This is a genomic window from Mastigocladopsis repens PCC 10914 (assembly GCF_000315565.1).
Lineage (GTDB): Bacteria > Cyanobacteriota > Cyanobacteriia > Cyanobacteriales > Nostocaceae > Mastigocladopsis > Mastigocladopsis repens.
Map to the genome: position 1 here is coordinate 202,162 of NZ_JH992901.1, position 19,342 is coordinate 221,503.

The 19,342-nt window shown below is 43.1% G+C and carries 21 protein-coding genes; 7 read left to right on the forward strand and 14 right to left on the reverse strand.

The features are described from left to right. Positions 1-5: 5 nt before the first annotated feature. From MAS10914_RS0102925 to MAS10914_RS0102950, 6 genes are all read right to left on the reverse strand, one after another. Complete coding sequence (locus tag MAS10914_RS0102925; RefSeq protein ID WP_017314405.1) at positions 6-830, reverse strand: hypothetical protein; 825 nt, start codon at positions 828-830, stop codon at positions 6-8. A 171-nt stretch (positions 831-1,001) separates the two neighbouring features. Continuing rightward, complete coding sequence (locus MAS10914_RS0102930) at positions 1,002-2,051, reverse strand: hypothetical protein (RefSeq protein ID WP_017314406.1); 1,050 nt, start codon at positions 2,049-2,051, stop codon at positions 1,002-1,004. A 15-nt stretch (positions 2,052-2,066) separates the two neighbouring features. Next, positions 2,067-3,032: a hypothetical protein gene (locus MAS10914_RS29470; protein WP_198014956.1), complete on the reverse strand. Its 966-nt coding sequence runs from the start codon at positions 3,030-3,032 to the stop codon at positions 2,067-2,069. Positions 3,033-3,190: 158 nt separating this feature from the next. After that, entirely contained in the window at positions 3,191-5,935 is a 2,745-nt protein-coding gene (locus tag MAS10914_RS0102940; protein ID WP_017314408.1) for a hypothetical protein, read from the reverse strand. Beyond that, positions 5,883-6,260: a hypothetical protein gene (locus MAS10914_RS0102945; protein ID WP_017314409.1), complete on the reverse strand. Its 378-nt coding sequence runs from the start codon at positions 6,258-6,260 to the stop codon at positions 5,883-5,885. Before MAS10914_RS0102945 ends, MAS10914_RS0102940 begins: the two co-directional genes overlap by 53 nt. 14 nt (positions 6,261-6,274) lie before the next feature. Further along, positions 6,275-6,829 (reverse strand): hypothetical protein, encoded by a 555-nt coding sequence (locus MAS10914_RS0102950; protein WP_017314410.1) that lies wholly within the window; start codon positions 6,827-6,829, stop codon positions 6,275-6,277. 904 nt (positions 6,830-7,733) lie between these two features. On the opposite strand from MAS10914_RS0102950, the gene MAS10914_RS0102955 reads away from it, so the two are divergent. Continuing rightward, positions 7,734-7,955 (forward strand): hypothetical protein, encoded by a 222-nt coding sequence (locus MAS10914_RS0102955; RefSeq protein WP_232224094.1) that lies wholly within the window; start codon positions 7,734-7,736, stop codon positions 7,953-7,955. Between the two features lie 285 nt (positions 7,956-8,240). Beyond that, positions 8,241-8,456, forward strand: coding sequence for a hypothetical protein (locus MAS10914_RS0102960; RefSeq protein WP_232224095.1), 216 nt, complete (start codon positions 8,241-8,243; stop codon positions 8,454-8,456). Between the two features lie 290 nt (positions 8,457-8,746). Here MAS10914_RS0102960 and MAS10914_RS29475 read toward each other — a convergent pair whose 3' ends face one another. Beyond that, entirely contained in the window at positions 8,747-9,295 is a 549-nt protein-coding gene (locus MAS10914_RS29475; protein ID WP_017314413.1) for a hypothetical protein, read from the reverse strand. On the opposite strand from MAS10914_RS29475, the gene MAS10914_RS33865 reads away from it, so the two are divergent. Both MAS10914_RS33865 and MAS10914_RS0102975 read left to right on the forward strand, forming a co-directional pair. Next, on the forward strand, positions 9,279-9,428 hold the full coding sequence (locus tag MAS10914_RS33865; RefSeq protein ID WP_017314414.1) for a hypothetical protein: 150 nt from the start codon (positions 9,279-9,281) through the stop codon (positions 9,426-9,428). The genes MAS10914_RS29475 and MAS10914_RS33865 overlap by 17 nt on opposite strands. Positions 9,429-9,518: 90 nt before the next feature. Continuing rightward, a complete protein-coding gene (locus MAS10914_RS0102975) occupies positions 9,519-9,764 on the forward strand; it encodes a hypothetical protein (RefSeq protein ID WP_017314415.1) in 246 nt (81 codons plus the stop codon). A 113-nt stretch (positions 9,765-9,877) separates the two neighbouring features. Here MAS10914_RS0102975 and MAS10914_RS0102980 read toward each other — a convergent pair whose 3' ends face one another. Further along, positions 9,878-10,198 (reverse strand): hypothetical protein, encoded by a 321-nt coding sequence (locus tag MAS10914_RS0102980; RefSeq protein WP_017314416.1) that lies wholly within the window; start codon positions 10,196-10,198, stop codon positions 9,878-9,880. A 303-nt stretch (positions 10,199-10,501) separates the two neighbouring features. Between MAS10914_RS0102980 and MAS10914_RS0102990 the strand changes: the two genes are divergently transcribed. Beyond that, a complete protein-coding gene (locus MAS10914_RS0102990; RefSeq protein ID WP_017314417.1) occupies positions 10,502-10,717 on the forward strand; it encodes a hypothetical protein in 216 nt (71 codons plus the stop codon). Between the two features lie 94 nt (positions 10,718-10,811). Here MAS10914_RS0102990 and MAS10914_RS0102995 read toward each other — a convergent pair whose 3' ends face one another. Next, positions 10,812-12,332, reverse strand: a complete 1,521-nt coding sequence (locus tag MAS10914_RS0102995) for an LbetaH domain-containing protein (protein WP_017314418.1) — start codon at positions 12,330-12,332, stop codon at positions 10,812-10,814. 847 nt (positions 12,333-13,179) lie between these two features. Here MAS10914_RS0102995 and MAS10914_RS32510 point away from each other — a divergent pair. Next, entirely contained in the window at positions 13,180-13,419 is a 240-nt protein-coding gene (locus MAS10914_RS32510; RefSeq protein WP_456297497.1) for a zinc ribbon domain-containing protein, read from the forward strand. Between the two features lie 636 nt (positions 13,420-14,055). On the opposite strand, the gene MAS10914_RS0103015 is transcribed toward MAS10914_RS32510, so the two are convergent. Both MAS10914_RS0103015 and MAS10914_RS0103020 read right to left on the reverse strand, forming a co-directional pair. Beyond that, a complete protein-coding gene (locus MAS10914_RS0103015; protein WP_017314421.1) occupies positions 14,056-14,391 on the reverse strand; it encodes a hypothetical protein in 336 nt (111 codons plus the stop codon). 431 nt (positions 14,392-14,822) lie between these two features. Then, entirely contained in the window at positions 14,823-15,476 is a 654-nt protein-coding gene (locus MAS10914_RS0103020; RefSeq protein ID WP_017314422.1) for a GDSL-type esterase/lipase family protein, read from the reverse strand. Positions 15,477-15,758: 282 nt separating this feature from the next. On the opposite strand from MAS10914_RS0103020, the gene MAS10914_RS0103025 reads away from it, so the two are divergent. Beyond that, the gene (locus MAS10914_RS0103025; RefSeq protein WP_017314423.1) at positions 15,759-17,111 is read left to right on the forward strand and encodes a flavin monoamine oxidase family protein; all 1,353 of its coding nucleotides are present in this window, start codon (positions 15,759-15,761) and stop codon (positions 17,109-17,111) included. A 71-nt stretch (positions 17,112-17,182) separates the two neighbouring features. Here the strand turns inward: MAS10914_RS0103025 and MAS10914_RS0103030 are convergent, their stop codons facing one another. The 3 genes from MAS10914_RS0103030 to MAS10914_RS0103040 form a co-directional block, all read right to left on the reverse strand. After that, a complete protein-coding gene (locus tag MAS10914_RS0103030; RefSeq protein ID WP_026082300.1) occupies positions 17,183-17,947 on the reverse strand; it encodes a methyltransferase domain-containing protein in 765 nt (254 codons plus the stop codon). 136 nt (positions 17,948-18,083) lie between these two features. Next, entirely contained in the window at positions 18,084-18,488 is a 405-nt protein-coding gene (locus tag MAS10914_RS0103035) for an ExbD/TolR family protein (protein WP_017314425.1), read from the reverse strand. Then, a complete protein-coding gene (locus tag MAS10914_RS0103040; RefSeq protein ID WP_017314426.1) occupies positions 18,472-19,125 on the reverse strand; it encodes a MotA/TolQ/ExbB proton channel family protein in 654 nt (217 codons plus the stop codon). Before MAS10914_RS0103040 ends, MAS10914_RS0103035 begins: the two co-directional genes overlap by 17 nt. Positions 19,126-19,342 lie beyond the last annotated feature (217 nt).

Consider the following 19,342-nt stretch of genomic DNA (forward strand, 5'->3'; position numbering starts at 1 on the left):
CTCACCTATCGTGTAAACCTGTTAGAATTGAGACCACTGCTACAGCGGTTTAACGGAGTTTCAGTGGAAGAATCATAGGCATCGGTTAGACATAAATTACTAACTTCGTAAATTTCTAATTTTTGGGAGCGGACACTATATACGGCTTTCTGTAGTGGAGTAATACTGTTTGCTAGGGGATGCTCAAAAGAATCTACTGAGCGTACTAAAAAATCCTTATTAAAAGGAGTTAATATTTTTTTATTATCACTACGTCTGACCTGTACAATATTAGCAACCATACCGACTCGCCACCGACCTGGCGCGATTTTTTCAGGAGGATAAACCCGCTCAATAACTAATTGTGCTGCTAATTCTTGGCTCTTGTTGTTAGAAAAAACTTCTGGCGGCGTCATATCCGCAACTTGTGCTAAGAAACCGTGGCGAAAATCTTCTGAAAGTGCAAAACTCGCTACCCAACTACTTGTAGAAACTCTTTTCGTAAACCCTTGTAGCGTATTAACGAGTATTCCTGCATCAGGTTTCGGGTTAGTTACGTCTTCAATAGTTCCTGGTGGAAGTGTCCCAGACCAGTTGAACATAGCTGCCATTGTTTTGCTGATAAATTGGCGAATGGCTTCAGGTTCTCGTTCAAGAGAGTTGATTTCAGGTGTTGTTTTACCATCAACAAGTTGTGCTAATGTGAGGGGTTTCTTCTGACTGATATCGTAGATACGCAAGCCTTGAAATAATAAAAAAATGACAGTCGAAAAATGTAGAATAAAAGTAAAAATAGTAAATATCGTCAGAACATTGACGCCTGATTTTCTTTCTTGTAGTAGCCTTGTCATATTTCCAATCACCCCCTCATAATATTTTTGATACAGCGCTTCTCATCTGAATGAAGTACTAATTTATCTGTGTCCATCTGTGTCCATCTGTGGTTCATTATTTCTTTGTGTACCTCACCCAAATGCAAACCGCTGTATTTGTACAGACGTACCATGCGTCTGTACACACATCTAGACTCTTTCCTGTACCCATACCGCAGTATTACTGATGGCACTAAATACTGCAAATCCCCCAGCAGCAGCCAACCCTAAAGACATAATCGGTGCCAGAATTCCTAATAGAATCATAAACCACATTAAGTCTGGATCTGCATTGACATCTTGCGCTGGACCATTCACAATGACAGCGGCTGATATCACAGCAATAATATTGAAAGAAATCTTGGCAATACCAATAGACAATAATCCAGTTAGCCACGCAAAAATAGGTTTACCCGCTACAGGTAGCAAAGAACCTCCAACCGCTAGGGGTCCTAAAACAGCTATAAGTAGCATTGTGACTTCTATTAAGTTTTGAAAAGCCGATTGTAAAGAAACTAAAATATTTTTGATAATAGTTTGGACTGTGGAACCCAGCAAAGAGTTAAAAGTTAACTCCGATACATTCCCACTGGTTAGCACTATCTGATTAACTTTGCTCTCAAGTCTGCTTATCCAAGGTTGTGTACCATAGGAATCTGTGTACTGCTGCAAGAGTGAGTCAATTTTTTCCTTTGCTTTGATGAAACACTCAAGTTGTTGTTCACCCGTGAGTGACTGACAGGGACGCAACAAACCACCCACAACTTCTTCAGCAACACTCATATTCAATGCTTGCTGATAAGTTTGATTGACATCGGCTGTTTCGACAATTTGCTGATTGATTGTGTTGACAAAATCTCGTAGTCCCAGTGTCAAATTAGATAGTAGAGTGCCGTTTCCAGGATTAGCTAATAACATCACCACTATGAAGGGCCAAATCATAGCAGATATGGGACGAGAATATTCACTAGCAAGCACATCTCTGATCCATTGCGCCATGAAAAAAAGCAAGGTTCCTACAGCAAAGAAAATACCCAGCTTGGTGAGTGCGCCATATAAATTCTCGTTGGTATTATTTTGCAATAAATCAATCCACTGCTTATCCCAACCTTCAGCAATACTTTGTGCAGCTTGGACTCCATTTGTCAAACTATCATTAGTACCAATCTGAGATAAAATATTGAAACTAGAAAGCCACATTTTTCTACCATCACTTTATCTTGATTCTTCGTCTGGTTCCAAGGGAGGAAAGTTATTGTCTGAGGAAGGAAGATTAGTTTCTTCGGAAGGGGGATTTTCTTCCAAGGAAGAAGGATTACTTTCCACAGAAGGAGAGTTAGGGTTTTTTCTAAACAAATCTGTTTGAGAAGTAACTCGTAAAAGTCGTGCAACTTCGGCAGATGTCTCTACTCTTCTGACACGATTCACCTCATTCATTTGTTGGGAGATATCTGCCAAATTTAAGTTGGAATATTGGAAATCATTACGCATTTGGATTGCATTTCCCAGTGTCTCCCCCATTATCCTGGTTTGCTCTCTTTGAACATTGATATTTTGTAATTCTAATTCTGATAACCCTTCCCAAGCTAGCTTGATGACTTTAGCTACCTGCTGTTGACTTTCTAATGAGGCTTGACCCGTTGAGATTTCTTCTGCCGTACCCTTGACTTTTTCTAATAATTTGTTAAAAAAATCTTCGGAAACAAGATTTTCAATCTCTGTTTGTTTTTCCTGCTTCTTCTCGTCAGCCTTCTGAACAAATTCACTGCTATCCTTAACAGATTTCTCTGTATCTTCTAACTTCCCTTTTAAGCGATTTTGACCATCTCTACCAAGAAGACCTTCAATTGCACCACGGGTAATATAGCGGTTAACTTCATTGCTGACCGTTGTGCTGTATACTGCTGGGTTATTCTCAAATTTATCCGAAACAGAGTATTGCACTATCTGGTCTCGAACAGATTCAGTAGCAGCATTAGGATTAGGAATATTGAGGTCGCCTGATGCATTTGTAATGGCTGATTGTGTCTGTAATTCAACTGGGTTGAAAGTATCAGAAATATTGTTGGTAAGATAATTTTGAAAATCACTTACATAATATTGAAAGTCACTCCAAACAGTTCCCAATTCTGCTAAGGCTGGTAAGGTTCCTAAAAATGCCACAGCAAAAAAAGAAGTCATGATAATTGTTGGTTTGCCAATTTTTCGCATAAAATCAAGTTTGTTTGATGACTTTTTTTAGTATCAAGGGAAAGCCACGCTTTCCTCAACCAGGATGGGGTTTTCGTAGATTATTCATTTGTTTTGTATAGAAGTATTTTTTATTTTACCTCCTGACTTTAATGACCACGAATTGACCCTATTAATTGACGCGCAAAATGAGAAACCGCTTCATATTTATCCCCATATTGCTGCATTGCTTGATTTCTTGCAGCTTGTTCATCGGGGTTGTTTGCAACAACTGCCAACTGTTCGTAACCTGGATAGTAACGGCAGTAAGTAAAAACGCCGTTGTCATCAAGCAGCCATTGGCTATAAATGTCTTCTTTACGAGGGAAAAAGCTTTCTGATGCGTTGCGAGCGATAATTTCGCGGGGATATTTCAATATTTGCACGAAACTATCAACGGCAACGGGTTGAATGCGACCAATTAATCTTGTTGATAGGTTTTGCAAAATTTTAGATGCGGCTCTAGATTTGGCAATGGTATCGGGGTCTTGGGCTGATAAGATAACTCTTACCCCTGCTTTGGCTCCGTTAGCGCACAGTCTACCCACCAAATCAGAAATTTGGTCGAATTCAAACAGAATTGGTGCTTCGTCGATAAAGAATATGGAAGCCGGACTACTTAAGGCACGTCGCAGTGCTGCAGAATAAGCACTTAAGGACAGCAGTGCTGCGTCTTCGCTGTCTGATAAGTTTCTTAATGCAAACACTAAAAGTTGAGCATCAGTTGGAAAGCTAGAAGGTGCAGAAACCGCTTGTCCGACTCGACTTTCTAGCCAGAAGCGCAAACGCAGATTGATGACTTCGAGTGCATCGTCAATTCTGTCACCTGCGGTATACAAGTTCAACTGCTCTCGTGAACAGAAGAACAGAAAATCTTTTAAAGTGGGAGTTTTTTGCCACGCCTCAGTGCCAAATCCTCGTTCTATAGCTGCTTTGTATCGCTTTTTAATACCCTCGTCGGCAAAAAAGGTGTTTAAAGCCAAGTTGAGAAGCGATCGCACCGTTTGCGATAGCAACTGGTTACTCGTTGATGAACCTAGAACCATTGTCATCAAGGCAGATTCAAGAAACGCGGCGTAATCTTGAAAGCGTTCTCGCTGTTCTTCTTGATTCAAAGAACGCAAGTCCGGCTGTTCAAACAAATTATTTGATTGTTTGGAAATATCAAAATACGCTCCTTTCTCCCCCATAAATTCTGTATAGTCGGTGAAAGTAGACGTACCATCCGGTTTGGGAAAGTCCAGCGCCACCACTGGCATATTATGTGCTAAAGCCTGGGTTAAAATTCCTGACACCAAAACTGATTTTCCAGCTCGAGTTGTCGCAAACAGTGCTAAATTTTTATGCTGGTTGAATAAATCTAAATGGACTGGTGTTCCCCCTTCGTCAGCAATGAGTTCAAAGCCTTTGCGATCGCCTGCTCTTGTTGTCACCATAGGGATTAGACCCCACACTTCATTTGTGAGATACAATTGACGACGGTTAAAGGGTTTTGCTAATAAAACTTCCCAAACAATTGGCAAAGTTTGCAACCAAAGTCTCCAGGCATATTCAGTTTCTCTAATAACTTGTGCTGGACGTTGAAAACAGTTTTCTATATACCTGCACGCCTCGTCTAATTTTTCCGGGCTTTGGCGATGCACTAAAATAACATTTGCCGTATAAATCGGTAACGCACCTTCATAAATTTGTTCTTGTGCTGCTACAGATTTTCTGAGTTTTAACTGCGCGGCAACATCGATAGTGTTCCCTTTTTCTTGTGCTACCTTTGTCGTCACATTCGACTGCTTTAGTACCCGCTGTAAGGTCGTTTTTACAATAGCAGGATTAGCCGCCGTCAACTGACAAAAAATTTCCGTATCCACAATTGCATCTCTGGCAAGCAGTTCCCACAGATAACGCAGTTGAGATGTTTTGTTCTGCCACCCTCCTGGTTTTTCTAGAAATGTCATCACGCCAACATAGCGATTTTTAATATTAACCCATTGACGGTCAGCGACAGGTACATTGGATTCCATCAACAAGGTGGTGCTGTGGACATTTTCTAGTAATAATTTGCTGCTAGATAAATCAGAATTAATTTCTTCTTGCAGTCCATTTTCATTGAAGATAAGCAATTGGGGAATGTCTATCGGTTCGGTCTTGTTAAATCGTCCCCAGACTTCTTGCCACATTTCTTGTGCAGTCAAGGCTTTGATATCCAAACCCCATTTGTTAGATAAAATTTGTTCCCAGCGCCGAAATCCTTCATTATAAGCATTAGAAATCATCGTTTCTACTCGTTGGTTTTCCCTTTCAAATGCTTCACCTTTAAACGACAACCACCAAGATTCCGCTCTTGCTAAAAATTTCTCAATCCAATCATCAGCAGCAGCATCCGGTTCTATTGTGTATGTCACGTACACGCGCAGAAATTTTGGTTTTCGGATACCAGCGCGAGTCAGTTGTTGTGTTCTGGCTCTTTCAGAGGTCAGCAAGTATTGTATGCTAGACGAGGAAGTCCGCTGTACAAGAGATGCAAGTTCTTGTTGTCGTTGTTTGTCTGAGGAAAACGACCCTAAGTGAAAAGTGATTCTTTCCTCTCTAGGAATGTCTTTTAAACCAGCTTCTATATTGTTACAAATTGTATCTATTTGCTCGCTTCTTAAAGTTGTATGAATGCCCTTGCACTCAAATCCAAAAACGAAGCAAAACCTATCTCTTTTACTCCCTTTGGTCAAAATGTAAGCACCGACATCTCGACCATCGAGTGCTACACGCAACATGGTAGATAGATGTAAAGCATCTTCAAAAGGTGTTAACCTACTTTCTTGACCTGCGATGCCTAGGCTTTGTTTTCCGATTTTTTCTTTCATAATGAAACTCTAGAAAACTTTGATAACGAGCAGTGCCTCTTGTCCAAGTTGGAACACCTATAAATTTGCCTAAAAATCGCCAACTTTTGCCGCCTGTTAGTATCCACCAAGTGGCTATTCCCCAGCCACCAATTAAAACTGTCCACAACCATTTCTGCCATTGATCTGGAAAGAAAGCACCAAAAAAACCATTAACAATGAGGTAGGAAAGTAGAGCAATGATTGTCCAAGGAAAGATTTGATCCGCAGGAATTGGTCCTAAGGAAGGTTTAGTTCCTAGAATTTGGTTAACAGGTCGAAATTCTTTGTCTGGGTCAACACTCATGACGATTCTCGGACTTAACCAATAATAAAAGATGTCAATACATCGGCAATTGTCACGGCAATAACGACCAGCAGGGGTGTTCTGGCGACGACTTGCCAATCTTCATCTTTACGAACGGCGTTGATCACACCGATGAGGGCAACCGCGATATAAAGTAAGTAAAGCGCCCGCAGAACGTTAAAGACTAAACTCACAGCAGCATTCGTACCCGTCCCTTGAGCACCCTGAGTTAAAGTGTTTTTGAAAAAGTTTTCCGCTTTAGCGAAAAATTGAGCTGCTGCTGGGTCGGTAAAGTAGTCTAGCCAAAATATACTCAGGATTGCTGATAATGCGAGAGTTTGCAGTAAAAGAAGCCAACCTTGAGGTAAACCTATCAACTGCCCTATTCGCCCAATGACTGCTACCGTTAAGCTTCCCAGAAGTAAGCACAACAGTAGGATGGGGCTTTTCCAACAGATTACTGTTAAGAAAACAGCACAAGCAAGCAAAAATGACACAGATGCCAACAAATGAGTGATTAAGTATTTTACTCGATACAGCGCTTCCCGTTGAGTATATTTTCCAGGCATGGACTAACTTTCCTAACTTCTTTGATATTAGAAACTACTTGTAAATATTACTGCTATAACTCTTTGATAATGTATCCTTTTATTTTATGAATACTCCTCGGTCTTAGCACTCTTCGTGGTATATATAAAAAATATGTGTATTTTTATACACATAGACTAGATAAAACTATTGGATCCTAGATAAAAAGGACGAAATAGCCAATGGATACTATAACACACTTAAGAAGACTTTTGTGTTGATGGATACGAAGGTTATTTCTCAAGCTAATAGCAAACAATAAATAGAACTTAAATACATAGCAGAAAAGCACAAATAACTTTTATCAACTCACTTAAAATTTTAGCAAACAGTTAGTCTTCTAATTAAAAAAAATTAAAAAATACTGTTGTTAATTATTATATTACCTTGTCTTAACTTAGACGTTATAAATTTTTATCTAGGTCTGTATCGCACGAATTTCAATCCAGTTTTTTTTGAAGCGGAACTCGTATTCACAGCAATTATTTTTTAATTTTATTGACGGAAAAAATTAAATCATTGCTCAACGTTTTGTAGGAATTTAGAACTTTTTTCTACTCGGTTTCCCTGCTAAGACAAACAACACCTTGAGTCCCAAGAGTGAGATGATCTAGGTCATCGTCACTAAATTTGTAGTAAGGACTTTAGTCCTCTTTGGCGAAAACAAGGACTCTTGTAAAGTTTGGGCTAAAACCTAAAGTCAGTTAAAACTGACTGATACACTCACTACTGGGAATTTTCTCCTTTTCCAGGGAATTGTCCCAAGAGTGTCACTTTTTTGACCCCAGTTTGTCACGCTTTGTTAACTAAGCTAAAGAGCAAGTAAAGGGAGCCAAAACTATTAGACTGCGCTTGGGGTTTCCCCACGCTGACATTAACTAATCAATGGAGACAATTCCCATGAATTTCAAATCTTTATCCAACAAGGTTCGCCCCAGTGTTGAAACTGAAGCTACTGCTAAGGAGCAGGACTTCATTATGGAAGAATTGAGTGATGAAGCTCAAGCTGCTGTGTGCGGGGGGAAGAAACGGACGACCACTACAACCTCGGAACCCGCGCCACTCTGGGAGGTTGAAGCTACCGGGTCGTCGCTCTTCATGGGCTAGGCTAAAGGCAGAACCTTGAGTCCCAGGAGTGAGATGATCTAGGTCATCGCTTAGTCAGTCAGGATGATGGCAGTTGCAACCGCAGCCTGAGTGAGCAGTTCTTACCTGGAAAACCCTGACCCCCCTCCCCCATGCAGAGAGAAAACTTGATGGCTCTGATTTTTCTTTCCATGGGGGAGGCATGAGAAGTTGCGAGACGCCGTGGACAATGCTAAAGAGCAAGTAAAGGGAGCCAAAACCATTAGACTGCGCTTGGGGTTTCCCCACGCTGACATTAACTAATCAATGGAGACAATTCCCATGAATTTCAAATCTTTATCTAATAAGGTTCGCCCCAGTGTTGAAACTGAAGCCACTGCTCAGGAGCAGGACTTCATTATCGAAGAATTGAGTGATGAAGAGGCTGCTGCTGTGTGCGGGGGGAAGAAACCGACGACATCTACAGACTCCGACTATTGGATCTGGGCACCAGCCTCATGGTCGGGAAGTGGTCTTGGCTAGGCTAAAGGCAGAACCTTGAGTAAAGTCTAAATTAATACCAACTCGGCGATTAGAAATCGCGGCTACACAGACGAAACCCACCTCCGTGGGTTTAAAATCCTTGATTTTGTGTTAGTCCGCGCAGGCGGTGAGACCAGTGCTGCAGGAGGGTTAGCCCGACCCAGGCAACTGGCGTTGGCGCAGCCTCTCCAGAGGAGATACCCGAAGGGACTTTGCCCGTGTAGTAGCGAATTATATTCGCCCAAAACTTTTAAAACATCCTCTCAAATAGGATTGCTATATTTGCCTTTTTATTTTTTACTTGTTTTAGGCTTGGTGGCTTCGCCTACAGGCATTGGGGAAGACCATTCACTCACCCGGTTGCCATCCAGAACCGCGCGCACGCGATAGCCCAACTGGACTGAGTGGGTTGCCAGAGTTAAATCTCGATTAACAAATCCATCCGATTTAGGATTCTCACCTCTTGCTGCTTGTAGGCGATAACAACGATCGCTCTGGTGCTTCAGCTTAGACGACATACCTTCCATTGTCACACCCTGGAGTTCGTATGCCTTCGCCCCTGGATAAGGCTGCCAGCAAAGCTTCCAGTAAGTTGACCAGGCAATGCGCTGCTTTGGTAGTTCCTTCACTTCATCTTCCAGGGTAGCGACGAAACCTGTGACGGTCGGTTTAACAACTTGCGGCGGGCTGGATGGCACTTCTTTTGAGTTGGTAGTTGGCGACGCATTGGATAATCTGTCACAGGCACTACTCAACAGGCTTGCTAACAGCACCGCTAGCAGGTGAGCACTCGTGAGAGCTTGTGTATTGCAGAGTGGCGAAATGGTTGTTCTGTTCACATTCAGCCTCCAAGTTAATGGTGTGAGTCAGTTGTGGGAGCGATTGATTGTAGGTTCTCATGTACGTGAGTTGAACAGTCGAGTTGGAGATTGTCATTTTTTTGACCCGAGTTTGTTACCAGTTGTTGACTAAGCTGGAGAGCAAGTAAAGGGAGCCAAAACCATTAGACTGCGCTTGGGGTTCCCCCACGCTGACATTAACTAATCAATGGAGACAATTCCCATGAATTTCAAATCCTCATCTAATAAAGTTCAACCTGCGCCTCAGTCGGAAACGACTGCCAACTGGCTTGAGTGCATTGTGGAAGAACTGAGCGATGAAGCCGCTGCTGCTGTGGTTGGCGGAAAGAAATTGACGACCACCACAACCTCGACGAGCGATGGCACATACACCAAGCCGGATACTGCCCGCTATACAACTAGCCCTGAAGAGACACTTTGGTCTCTTTACACTGTAGTTGGAGGCTAAGTTAGTACCCGTCAGCCAGAGGCAGTGCGACTAGCTAACTGCCTCTGTAACTGCTATCAACTGCGGTGACAACTCATTAGCCTACAGATTAGGAATATGAGCAATTGAGATGTTCACCATTCCACAGCGTTTTCAGTCAAAATGTTGCTGGCAACGATTGACTTTGGCGGAATGTTCTTATCTGCTCTCAAAGCAGACGTTAAGGTGGAGTTGAATATCAAGCTCTTAGCTCCAATCGTAAAGCCGTCTTCGATGGTGGAGCGGAACACAACTGTATCGTCTCCGAGCGTCACATTATTGCCAATCTTGGTGGGTGGTAGTTCTTCCACAACAGTATCAACTCTAGTGGCATCTTGCGCCAGACCGCCGTGGACAATTGCACGATTTCCTTCGCTGACATTGTCACCGATGAAAAGTTTATCCTGAATATTCATGGGAATTCTCTCCATTTAGTTGACTAAGGAGTCAACTTGTGAAGCAGTCGCATCTAGTGATAGGCGCGACGCTTTTTTGTCAGTAGGTCTTTTCTTGCATAGCCAACAAATTTTTCTTTCACAATTCCTCCATCTTTCATCTGCTCAAATTCCTGGGGATTGTCCCAAGTTCGTCACTTTTTTGTCCCCAGTTTGTTACGCTTTGTTGACTAAGCTGGAGAGCAAGTAAAGGGAGCCAAAACCATTAGACTGCGCTTGGGGTTCCCCCACGCTGACATTAATTAATCAATGGAGACAATTCCCATGAATTTCAAATCTTTATCTAAAAACGTTCGCCCCAGTGTTGAAACTGAAGCCACTGCTCAGGAGCAGGACTTCATTATGGAAGAATTGAGTGATGAAGCCGCTGCTGCTGTAAGTGGCGGAAAACGTAGGACGACAGGGTCGTATGTTGCTTATCCTGGCACCGATGAATGGAATGAGACTATTCTAGCCGGGAGTTATGTTGTAGGAGGATAAAGCTTACTAGCAGTGGCTCTTCTGGGTATAGGGTTATTTGTATTTTGAGATACTTTTTTGCCACAAACTCAGGAGAGCCATAGCAGTTAAGTTTTTACCACTCGATTGCGTTTAAGGCTAGACCAGTCTGACAATTAGTAGTGCCATTCGTGACCTGACAGTTGGTGGTAACAAATGACTTTGGGGGAATTGTCTTGTTAGTAATTCCTGGTAGTGCGGACGTAACATCAGCGTTAAGGATGAGGCTCTTAGCTCCAATCGTAAAGCCGTCTTCGATGGTAGAGCGGAACACAACCGTATCGTCTCCGAGCGTCACATTATTGCCAATCTTGGTGGGTGGTAGTTCTTCCACAACAGTATCAACTCTAGTGGCATCTTGCGCCAGACCGCCGTGGACAATTGCACGATTTCCGTAGCTGACATTGTCACCGATGAAAAGTTTATCCTTCAATGCCAAGCTTGGCTCCAATGCCTTCTCCAAAGCGTGGATAACCACGTTGTCCGACATGTGAGCAATCGTTCCAATGCAGATGTCCTTGCCCTCATCGCCCCGAATGGAAATGCCGTGCTTCATGACGTCATTTGTGAGCGCTGAGGCAGCCTGTTTGAAAAAGACTTGCCCGATGATCCGGTTGCGGAAGTTGTGGTCAGTATGGCCACTACCGCCGCTACAAGAGCCATAGCCCTCACTATCCACGGACATTGTAGACCCAAAGTGCGGTGTCTGTTCGCCGGTGCTAAGGGTGCCCGGATCGACACTGATACCCTGGACTTTATTTATGCTACCGCCCGGATCTTTAACGAGCCTGCTGTAGCCCTCGGCGAGTTTTTCATTGGCTTCAATTACCAAATTGGCAAATTCGAGATCAGCTTGGGTAATGTGTCTCACCTTAGGAGCAACACCATTGACGGTAGTAGTCCGAGTTTCATCATTCGGGTCTATCAAGTTCTTACCAGGCAAAACAACATAACCAGAGCGGAGATGCACACCCGGACCAACCCGTGCCAAAGCTGACACGACTGTATTTTTGTCAACGCGCGCGCCATCAATCTCCGCTCCAAAGCTGATGAAGGTTTCTGGGGGGTCATTGGTAAAACTTGCCGTGCTTGGTGGGTTATTTGTGTTTGTGCCGATAGTCACATTGTTTTCACCGCGAACGCCGATCTCCGCCGAACCTTTGACAATGATTGTCCCATGAGCGAAAATGACTCGCTCGCCAATATGCACTCCGTCTGGGAGCTGCAAGGAATCAACCTTCTGTTTATCAGTTTCAGTTCGATTGTGATGCCAGTGGGCATGAATTTTGATGTGGTCTTGCAGATTGGACTTGTTGCCAATGGTGATGTGTGCTTCATGCCCGTGTTCATGGTCTTTGAGTTCAGAAAACGGTCCGATGTAGACCTGCTCCCCCAACCTGACGTGATTATGATGGCTGAGTGTTGCCGTAGGGTCAATGAAACTAGCTTTCGTCATCGTAGCCGTGCTAGGACAAACCGGTCGGTTAGTGTCGTCGGGAGTACAGGTGGTTGTCTGTGCGTGTACTAGTGTACTGACTGCCAGTATAGGAACAGCGAGTCCAGTGATGCTCAGGGCGATTTGGGAAGGTCGAAACATAAAAATCTGCTCAAAAATCAATAATTCAAGAGAAATTGAAGATTAGACAGAATTAAAGCCAATATTCGACACATTTCAAGCAAGCTGCTAAAATGAGCATATGTGCCAGAACTTACGCACGTGGCATCAGGCGCTCCCACAAGCAAACAAGAGAAGAAAACTCACTCTGTTGCCTACAGGAGTACCGATGGCTGTCCCGACATCATCAGGGACACCATGTGCAAGTTTGTGACTCAATGCTCCTTTTTCTGTCGGGGTCAGGGGAATCTAAAAACCGATCTGGACAATTGGCAGATGCCCCAAACCCCCCTGAAAAAGGAGAGCCGAAAGAACGCTATAGATAGACGTTCTGTAAGCAGTCATGATAAGCTGCCTACAGATTGTGAAAGCGAAAAGGGTCAGGGGTCATCAGGAAAGAGCAATGAGTCATTGTTCTAGCGTCCTGGATTCCCCCTGCTAGGTTAAAGTCAGAACAAATGATTATCTGTCTTAAATTCAGACAATACAATTGTCTCTGGAAAAAGACAATAGATAACAATCATCCATGTCTTTTTCTCTGACAAGAGAAAAATACTTCGTAAGTCAGTGCTAGGGTTTGCTCCTTTTGTAAAAAATTAAGAACCAGTTTCACCACGTTTAACAAAAGTTAAAGGGACGCAAACATACCCAAAGAGAGCCAATCGTCAAATTCCTCTCCTAGCGTGTCATGTAGTAAGCTTACCCCCGGCTAGAAGCCAAGGGCTTTCCCCACACTCACAACTTCTAGAACGGAAATTTTCAGCAGCCTTAAGAAACTAACGATGTTGAAGAAGGACATCCCAATCATATTAGCCCTTGAACCTCGAGGATGGCTTACTACCACTTTCATGTTCAGATATGCCCAAACTGCGGAATTGAGACAGGCAAGAAAGAACTTTCAAAGCGTATTCATGTTTGCTCGAATTGCGGATACACGACTGATAGAGATGTCGCCGCCGCTCAAGTAGTCGCCGTTAGGGGGCTTGCAGCCGTAGGGCATACGGTCAAGATGCAAGCCCCGGGTAAATTCATTGGAATCCCCGTGACGCAAGAATCTTCGCCGTTGTAGGGCGGAGAGTGTCAAAAACTTTGCTCCCAGGTTTTTTGAAGCGCAACACCAGGTCAGAACAATTCTATTTTAATTTGCAGCATCTATATATATAGATGTGAATTACATTCGTCCGGTTTTGTCCCAAGAAAGTCACTTTTTCGTCCCGAGTTTGTCACTGGTTGATTAGTATCCTAAATACTAACGATAAACACCCTGTAGGAACAACAAGGAGAAAAAAGGAGAAAAAAGCTTAATTTTCTTAAATATGTGACTCACATTCCTCCGGTTTTGTCCCGAGTTTGTCACTAGTTCATTAGTAAACTTAATAGTAAGGATAAACACCCTGTAGAAACAAGGAGAGAAAAATCGTGAATATGACTCCTGGCAACAAAGATTTATCACCTGCCAAGGAAAGCGAAACTTCCCCAAGTTGGCAAGCTGGGTTTTGGAAGCACTGAGTGCTCAAGCCCAAGCCACTGCGATTAGCGTGAGCAATAGCAAAGCTAGACATCTAGCTATCGATGTGCCTATCTATATTTAGTAATGGTCTTTTTAGTACGTCGGCAAAAGGTTTTAAGTTTTGGCTTTTAATTTGTCGCTACAGTCATAGAATTTGTCGCTCAATAGAGCTTTTCAAACACACTCTAGTGCTATTCAGTTAAACCCCATCACATGCACAGGTGTAATCATCGGTGTCACATCCCGATTAGCGCTATTGCTATGGTCGTGTTGGCTTGGAGCCGGGAAGAGATTACAAGCAACCAAGCTCACTGCCGACATGAGCACAAAGCTTCCTAACAGGCTAACAAAGGCTCTGTTGTTATCCCGTTCAGTTTTACGCTCTTCGTAGGAGCCTGCTTTCAGTTCTTGGACTTCATCATTAACCGTTTTAAGACTTCCCTTGCCGTTAATCTGAGTCTGACCCCATTCGGAGTATTCAGACTTTTGTTGATTTATAAAGCGGCTATACATTGGGTGTTCGCTAGTCATGTTAAATGTGCTCCTTTGGGGATGGATACTTGGTGTAATAGATCTCTTGGCTCGGTAAGCGTAGCTGTTGCTCAGTTCCTCTTGAGAGGTTGTATGCATCGCTGCGCTACTGATGTAAACATCATAATTTTACTGTAATTATAAAATTAAAAAATAACAACAAAATTCAAATATAATTTAATGTTATCAATAATAAGAATCGCTTAACTATCGCACAGCCTTCCTTTGAACAGATCACTACCTACTCCTTAGGAGAGTTTGTTCTTAACACTTTTGTTACTATTTTTTACCTTCTTGATGGCTTTCACTTGCCTACCGCTACCCGTTTATTTTTCGCTTGCTAAAGATGGTAAGTAACTATTTTCGTTCAGCAAGATCTCTCACTCAAACGGCAATAGTAGCGCGGTACACCAATGAATTCTTACCAAGTGTTACGTCTTTTCTGATACTGATGACACCCGCGAAAGAGGAGGAAACCAATTTAACCAACCGTTCCAACTTTGCACGGCTTCTGCAAATTCTGCATAACCTGCTGCTCTGGGATGAGCACCATCATTGGCTCTTGCCTCATCTAACCAGATATTTGATTTTTCCAAAATGGGAAAAATATCTAAATAAGGTATATCCCGTTCCTGACAAACCAAAGCCAACTGTTTGGATAAATTGGCTATTCTCTGATTTCTCTTGTCCTGTTCTGTATCTGCATATGGTGGTGGACCAACCATTAAAACAGGATATAACTGTTTAGCTGCAGTCAAAATACTACGCGCATTTTCTATTGATTCCGCCAATTCAACACGAGGTTTACCATTTATCAGTACCATATCATTAACCCCAAAAGAAAATACAACCCTACCGTCGTATTCTTTTGGTAAACGATAAGAAACTTCTCTCAACCAACGTTGTTTTAGCTCTGTACTCGTTTCCCTCCTAACTCCTAAATTGTAGAAGGTGATGTCATATCCTTTTTTATGAGCATCAATACATATTCTTCCAGTCCATCCAAGGTACGTGGGGTCGCCAGTACCGTTGACAAATGATTCACCAAGGAAGCAAATTCTGATTTGTGGTCGATTCTCTGACATAATTCAATCACAATACTGTTAAAGTCGAAAGAGTGCTAGAAGCGGACAACAAAAATTTTCTTGCTGTCCAGCGCTGGCTTATCATCGGTGCGTGCTTCTGTTGAGCCGAAACATAATTAAAATTTACGCTCATTGTAATCAACAAAAAACTACGGTTATTCGGGAAAACTACTGTTAAAGGGCTGTAGGATTCTCTGGTGTCATCTGTTACTTGTTCTAGATGTGTATACTTTTGGAAAGGGACAAAAAGATTGACATAATTCATGTCAAAAGGTCAACAACATGAATTCTCATGTAGAAGTTGCAATTGTGGGTGCAGGCATTTCTGGTCTGAGTGCAGCCTGGGAATTGCATAAGTTAGGTATCGAATCTTTGGTTGTGCTGGAAGCCAATTCACGAGTGGGCGGACGAACTCTCAATCATCCACTTGTGTCAGGGGGTTATGTTGAACAAGGTGGGACTTGGGCTGGTCCTACTCATACCGCAATGCTTGCTTTAGCAAAAGAAATGGGGGTTTCTATCAAGAAGGGCAAGCTGGAAGGACAGACATTCTATGGCTTTCAAAAAAAATGGACTATGCTGGAAGCATCCCCCACATCTGTATCGGACATTGCTCAAAAAGATTTTGCTCAGGCAATGACGACATTTGAGGCTTTGTGTCGTACTGTTCCAGTGGAAGCCCCTTGGCAAGCTTCTGATGCAATCATGTTGGACTCTATGACAATGGGAGATTGGATTGAGCAAAACACAACAACCGATGAAGCACGGGCTTGGTTCGAGGGGTGTGTGCGGCAAATCCTCAGCGGCGATCCAAAAAAAGTTTCGCTTTTATGGATGCTTCATTTTATCCACACAGCAGGATTCAATGATTTATTAGAAACGGCGGAGGAGTTTTGCTGCGTTGGTGGAACACAACAGATTTCCTTAAATATCGCCCAACGCTTAGGGGAGAGAGTTGTACTCAATGCGCCTGTCACTGAAATATCAGGTTACGACGGTTCCGTTGTTCAACTTGTTTGTGGTGAGGTTGTGTATGCTCAACAAGTCATTGTCGCGATGATGCCCAAGACTGTTGCTCATATCCAATTCTATCCCCCTCTTCCCCCAATTCACCGTCAACTCATTGCAGAGTGGGAGACGATGAGTTGGATAAAATTCCATGCTATTTATGAAAAACCTTGGTGGCAAGGTCAAATCATCAGCGGTCACTTTCTCAATATCGATACCAAAATTGAGGCGTTTGATATCTCGCCGACAGATGGAAGCAAAGGTGTGATTGTTGGATTGTTAGCCCCTGATTATAAGACATTACCACAGTCGGAACGCCAAGAGTTATGGCTTGCATTTCTGGGAGAAACTTTTGGTGAAGCCGCACGACAACCACTGGAGTTGGTGGAATTCGATTGGCATAACCAACCTTGGACAGGTGGATGCATTTCTGCTTTACCACCTGGTTTACTCACTACGGCTGGTTCTGCTCTTAACAGTCCAGTCGGTCGGATTCATTGGGCTGGTACAGAACGTTCTAGTATCTGGGTCAATTATATTGAAGGTGCCATTCGCTCCGGACAAAAGGCTGCTCGTAATGTAGCAGCTAGGCTGAGGTCAGTCTCTACAGAGCGATCGCCATCATAAAATACTTATCTTACCAACGCGATGTCACCACGCCCCTATGTCTAGTCCGTCTGTCTTAACAAAACGTCATCTCAAATGCATCCCCACATTAAAATACGTTTGTAAGGGAAAAAGAACGGACGCTCATCTTCTAAGCACTTCATCAACTTCTCACTGTACCGTTCCACAAATCGCTCGTATGTCAGGGCATCTAACTGCCTCTCATACGCTGTTAATAATGTGCCGCGATACCACTCTACTACGGCTTCCCGTGATGGTAGTAAATGCCCATAAATCTGAAGCCTGACTTCCTGTTCTACAAACCCCAACTTATAAAGTAGCCTTGCGTAATCCTCTGGCGTCAGAACCTCCAAGCGCTGCACATATCCTCCCAGTTCCTTGCTAAACTCCTGTGCTGTTTCTGCTGCCAAGATATGTACTGGTTCTGAGTCCATAGCTGGTACTTGTGCGGCAAACTGTCCACCAGGTTGCAACTTTGCACGCAACTTCGCAAACAACTCCTCGTGTCTGGTCACCCACTGCAAAGCCGCATTAGAAAACACCAAATCAAACTTTCCTGCGACTGGATTTTCCTCAATTCGTCCTAGGGCAAACCGTAGCCCATTTCCCTCCAACTGACGCGCTGTAAGCAGCATATTCTCTGAAGAATCCAACCCCACGGTTTCCTGTGCTGCTATGGAGGTGTGCAGATAGTGGGTTAATTTTCCCGTTCCACATCCCAAATCCAGAACTCGCATACCCTGTTGTTTACGCACCATGTTTGCTAAGTCGTAGAATGGCCGACTTCTTTCTACGAGAAATCTTTCGTATAAGTCTGGATTCCACGTATCTTGCATAATTTATGTATAATGACAATTTCTACGAATCCCGCTCAGGGATTGAAACGGACAAAGCGCTAGTCTATTTTACCAAGACAGCGCCTGTTTTTGCAACACAATCGTTTAATTTAACTAGATGACGAATTACGAATGACTATGGTTTTTGAGTGGCGATCGCTAATTTTGCTCCCTCCACTCGCCGTACTAGATCCATCACTGCTACCACTTGACCGTGATTCACCCCTTCATCTGCATTGATCACAACCATCATCTGCTGCTGTGGCTGTACCTTTTGCCGGACACCGTTTTCCAACTGTTCTAGACTAATGACCTGCCTATCCAAGAATATTTTCCCACTCTTATCAATCGTGATGGTGGCTTGCGCTGGGCGTTGTTCTGTTTGTGCTGTCGCCGCTTTAGGCAAGTTGACTGGTAAACCCTCGGATCGCGTTAAAAACAGCGTTGACATGATAAAAAACGTTAAAATCGCAAATATCACATCAATCATCGGCACGATGTTAATCTGCGGTGGTATATCTGGTTCATCTTGCAGACGCATAAGCCCTCTCTCCTCTTTCATAGCGACGGCGGTAGAGCAATTCTAATTCTCCACCATGCTCCTGAATGAGCGCAATTTGGCGTTGGTAAAGTCCCCGGAAGGTATTGGCAAATAGGAGTACAAAAATAGCAACAACCAATCCTGATGCAGTAGAAACCAACGCTTCACTAATACCAGCCGTCACACCTGCTGTTCTGCTACCTCCAACGTCACCAATATTGAGTGAGGCAAACGAGACAATCAAGCCTAAAACAGTTCCCAGAAGCCCTAACAGTGGTGCAAGAGAGATGATTGTATCGAAGAGGTTCTGAAAGCGCTTGAGTAAAGGTATTTCGGCTTGTGCTTCACTTTCTAATGCCAAGCGAAATTCTTCTGGAGTTGGTTCCTCTAGTTCCAAAGCCGTCAGAAAAATCCGTGCGATGGGTAAATCTGCATTTTTCTGTAGTTTATCCATTGCACCAACGACATTACCCTGACGGTAAAGATTCAACACGTCTCGGACAACGCGGTTTTGACGAGTATTAATCTTCACCCAAAATTTCACGCGCTCGATAATCAAAGCAACTGCTAGAACAGAGAATGCCAGCAGCGGCCACATCACCACACCACCAGCCGCAAACAGATTTTTAATCAGCATGTACTGTTTCTCAAGCCACTAATTTTGTTAGACTACCAGATTGTAGGCTGCAAATGATATAACTTCTCAATATAAATTAAAGTAAATAATAATTTGTGTCAAATAATTTGTGTCAAACATCATCTATCTCTGACAACCTGCAATTCATCATTATTTTTTCTAAATCTTGTAAAGTCTTACTAAGACCATATTAAAGCTACATTTAACTCTACATTCG